This window comes from Sphingobacteriales bacterium (assembly GCA_012517435.1).
GTDB lineage: Bacteria > Bacteroidota > Bacteroidia > CAILMK01 > JAAYUY01 > JAAYUY01.
In genome coordinates, this window is the sequence record JAAYUY010000013.1 from 1 (window position 1) to 4,730 (window position 4,730).

3 protein-coding genes are annotated in these 4,730 nt (G+C 41.5%); 2 read left to right on the top strand and 1 reads right to left on the bottom strand.

Translation table 11 applies throughout. From position 1 onward, the window contains the following. The coding region (locus GX437_00725) for a hypothetical protein (protein NLJ06168.1) at window positions 1–1,167 on the top strand (1,167 nt) is incomplete at its 5' end. Between the two features lie 152 nt (window positions 1,168–1,319). Here GX437_00725 and GX437_00730 read toward each other — a convergent pair. Next, window positions 1,320–2,585 carry an NAD(P)/FAD-dependent oxidoreductase gene (locus GX437_00730; protein NLJ06169.1) on the bottom strand — a complete coding sequence of 422 codons (1,266 nt, stop codon included), beginning with the start codon at window positions 2,583–2,585 and terminating at the stop codon, window positions 1,320–1,322. Between the two features lie 288 nt (window positions 2,586–2,873). Between GX437_00730 and GX437_00735 the strand changes: the two genes are divergently transcribed. Then, entirely contained in the window at window positions 2,874–4,721 is a 1,848-nt protein-coding gene (locus tag GX437_00735; protein ID NLJ06170.1) for a 2-oxoacid:acceptor oxidoreductase subunit alpha, read from the top strand. Window positions 4,722–4,730 lie beyond the last annotated feature (9 nt).

Sequence of the window (4,730 nt, forward strand, 5' to 3'; positions counted from 1 at the left end):
ACCTGTGGCGAATGCCATAATCCCGCTACCGTTACAGAAAAAGCCACTCAGTTTGAGCTTTCAAAGCATTATTATGGTGAAGCCGCATTCGAAGAAGCAGGAAATGCAACCTGTGCACCATGCCATGAATCTGAAGGATTCAAGTATGTCATTAAAAACAACATTCCTGCAACTTTTGCATTAAACACCACCACCAACAAGTATTCAAACAGTTATGTAGCCACCTCTTCAACGGCTTATGGCGATATTACCTGTAATACCTGCCATAGCTCACTCCACACTACTTATGGCACCGCAGACTGGGCATTTACCACTACAGCCGCTGTTCCTATGACCATGTGGGCAGGAGCTAAAACCATTAACCTGCCTGCAGATAATGGAAAAAGTAACCTCTGTGTCAGGTGTCATCAACCTCGCCCGATGACAACCAGTTCAACACTTTCTGACGGAAATGTTGTTGACTATGCCGACCTCGTTGCAAATCCAACAAAAGTTTATTACGACTCAGCAGTAGGCAATGCTGCTCCAAATAAACACCTTCCTTCTTACAGATTCCATGTTCATTATGGTGTAGTTGGCGCTGTTTGTGCCGGTATGGGTGGAATTGAATTTGCCGGAGCTGAAACTTATACTAATTCATATCATACCAACAATGCTTCCTGTACCGATTGCCACATGGCAGCTATGTCGGGACGTGCCGGAGGACATACTTTTGTCGCAAAAGGTAACTTCAATGGCTGCAATACCACCGATTGCCATGGTGCCGGAACTGTTTCTTCTTCAAATGCAACCTACTGGACTACACCAAGGTCTAATATTACTACTTTGCTGAATCAACTGGCATCAAAAATTAATGATATTGGCGGTGGTCACAACATTTTGCACTCTGAATCAGATCCTGAACTTAACCTCTGGGCTGGTGCTACTACCGGCAATTTTGACGGATATCTCGACATCTATGATGCTTCAGCCAACCCGAATGGTTACTGGAGAAATCCCGGTAATACCAGCGCAACCAACATGGCCAAACCAAAATTCCCTTCATTGACCAATGCTCAGGTGGGTGCTATCATCAACTTCCAGTTCGCTTTAAGGGAATACAGCAAGGGTATTCACAACTACAAATACATTCATGCTTTACTGGTCAATACCATAGCTATGTTATAAAACCATACTGAAATTTAACTTGCAAAGGCTGTCTCTCGGGGCAGCCTTTTGTTTTTAATATAGAGGGGTTGATTTCAATATCCTATCTCGGAGCAAGAAAGTGAATAACCCTGATCAATGGGGTTTTAATTACCCAAACTACTGTTAAAAAATCATTCATGACAGGGATTTTTATTTTCAGTCAGAATTAACCTGAGCGAAGAGTCTTTGGTGATATAAGCCCATGCCCAGTTGATGAAAATAATGAGTTTATTCCGGACACTTAAAATCAGCATCAGATGAAGAAACATCCATATTATCCACGCCAAAAAGCCTTTGAACCTTAGAAAAGGAAGATCCACAACGGCTTTCTTTTCTCCAATGGTTGCCATCGAGCCAAGGTCGTGGTATTCATATTCTGTCGTTTTTTTACCACGCATCATGCGGCTCAGGTTTTTGGCTAAATTTTTCCCCTGATTAATAGCCACATTTGCTACCTGTGGGTGCCCCCGCGGATATTTGGGTGTTTCCATGTAAGCGATGTCGCCTATGGCAAAAATGTTTTCCGTTCCTTCTACCTTATTTATTCTGTCCACTTTGATACGATTTCCGGGAGCGGCACATGTTGCCGGTAAGCCTTCCATATAATTACCTGTAACACCGGCTGCCCAGATGACAGTTTTGGTGTTTATTTTTTCTCCATTACTCAGAATAAGTGTTTGTCCGTCATATCCTGTAACAAATCTTTCTGTCAGCAGATTTACTCCCATCCTGTTCAGATATTTTCGGGAAGCTGCTTTTGCATGATCACTCATGTTGTTCAGGGTGTTTTTGCTCCCTTCAACCAGATAAATTTCAAAGTTTGAAAAATTAATTTTAGGATAATCTTTGGGTAAAACATTCTTTTTGATTTCTGCAAATGCACCAGCCAGTTCAACACCGGTAGCTCCTGCCCCCACAATAACCAGATTTTGATAAGCCTCCCTTTCTTCTTCATTTAACGACAATATTTTTTCAAAGACTTTCAGAATATGGTTCCGGATGGAAATAGCATCGTAGGTGGATTTCAGCGTCAGGGCATGTTTACAGATTTCAGGATGGCCAAAAAAGTTTGTTCTACATCCCGTTGCGATGACCAGATAATCGTAATTGAAATTTCCGATAGTTGTTGTGATTTGATTTTTTTCAGGTAAGATTCTCTGAACTTCAGCCAACCTGATCTGAATATGTTTTTTATGTCTGAAGATATGTCTGAATGGAAAAGAAATATTTGCCGGTTCGATCTGCGAAGTGGCTACCTGATAAAACAAAGGCTGAAACTGATGATGATTAAGTTTATCAATCAGTAAAATATCAAACAGTTTTTCGTCAAGTTTTCGTACGAGCTGCAGGCCGGCAAATCCACCACCAATTACCACCACTTTTTTCCTGTCAGTCATGACTGTTTTAAAAAATTCGAAATTTATAAACCTACATCATCAGATGTTGAATAAACAAAGTTAACTTTTTTCCTGAGGTGGCCTGGCATTCTTTGATTATCTGACAAAAGACTGTTTTACAACATGTTGAACAGGTTATTGTTCAAAATCTCAATTTTCAGGCTTTTTGGCAATCCAACCAATGAAGATTTAAAATTTTCAGATTTATGTCTGCTATCAGGATTATATTCTATTACTTTGCTCTTTTAAAAAACCTCAATTTTTTCGTTAATATAACATTTAAAATATATGGTCAAGAAGACAAGAGTAATAGAGCTGGCAGATGTGGTTATCAAGTTTGCAGGAGACTCCGGAGACGGAATGCAGCTGACAGGAACACAGTTTTCAGAGACATCTGCCCTGCTTGGAAATGATGTGGCCACCTTCCCCGATTATCCTTCTGAAATCAGGGCTCCTCAGGGAACTGTGGCTGGTGTTTCTGGTTTTACGGTTCATATCGGACATAAAGAAATATATACCAGTGGTGATTTGGCCGATGTTTTGGTAGCCATGAATCCGGCTGCCCTCAAGGTTAATATGAAATGGATTAAAAGAGGAGCTACCATAATTTTAGATTCTGATAATTTTAATGAAAAAAATTATGAAAGGGCAGGTTACACTGAAAGCCCTTTTAATGACAACAGCCTTGTCGGATACAATGTGGTGAAAGCTCCCATCACTACTTTGACACAAAAAGCACTGGAGGGGATGGGGCTGGATAATAAAACCGTTGTGAGGTCGAAGAATATGTTTGCCCTTGGCATGCTTTACTGGTTGTTTAACAAAGAGTTGACTCCGTCAGAAAAATATTTTGAAAAGAAGTTTAAAAGCAAACCGGTACTGATAGAAGCCAATAAAAAGGTTTTACGTGCCGGATACAATTTTGCCTTCACCTTACAGGAAATGGATGTCATTTACAAAGTTCCTCCTTTACAGGATGCACCGAAAGGAAAATACAGGAATATCACCGGTAATGTTGCTACTGCATGGGGGCTTATTGCTGCTTCACAAAAGTCGGGGCTTCCGCTCTTTTTAGGTTCCTATCCCATTACTCCGGCATCCGAAATATTGCATGAACTGAGTAACAGACTGGATTTTGGCGTAAAAGCATTTCAGGCAGAAGATGAAATTGCAGGGATATGTTCGGCTATAGGGGCAAGTTTTGCAGGTAATCTGGCAGTAACCACCACCTCAGGCCCGGGCTTGTCGCTTAAATCGGAAGCCATTGGCCTGGCAGTGATGACAGAGTTGCCCATTGTAATTGTTGATGTACAACGTGGAGGCCCTTCTACCGGATTACCAACCAAAACCGAACAATCTGATCTGATGCAGGCTTTGTATGGCAGAAACGGAGAAGCTCCCTGTATTGTTATAGCCGCCTCTTCATCTTCCGATTGCTTTTATTATGCCTATATGGCTGCCAAAATGGCTCTTGAACACATGACCCCCGTCATTTTGTTAACCGATGGTTATCTGGGAAATGGCTCTGAACCTTTAAAAATTCCAAAACTCAGCGAATTGCCCGATATTAAAACCATGTTGGTACCGGAAGGGACAAAAGAATATTATCCCTACAAACGTGATCCTGAAACGCTTGCACGCTATTGGGCTGTACCTGGAATGCCGGGTTTGCGTCATAGAGTGGGAGGCCTCGAAAAACTGGATGTTATCGGTACCGTTTCTCACGATCCGCTCAATCATCAGAAAATGACAGAATTAAGACAGGAAAAGGTTTTAAGGGCTGTTAAAGATGTTCCGCCCCTGAAAGTTCACGGGGCACAGGAAGGTGACCTTCTTGTTGTTGGCTGGGGAGGTACCTATGGCTCCCTGCTCACTGCTGTCCTCGAACTGCATCAGGAAGGTAAGAAAATAGGACTTGCACACTTCAATTATATCTATCCCATGCCAACGAATGTGGAAGAAATTTTCAGCCGGTTTAAGAAAATCATTGTCTGTGAGCTGAATATGGGGCAGTTTGCCAATTTCCTTCGTATGCAACATCAGAAATTTCAGTATCACCAGTTTAATAAAGTTCAGGGACTTCCTTTTATGGTCTTCGAGCTGAAGGAAAAATTTGTTAAAATGCTTGAATCTTAATCATTATGG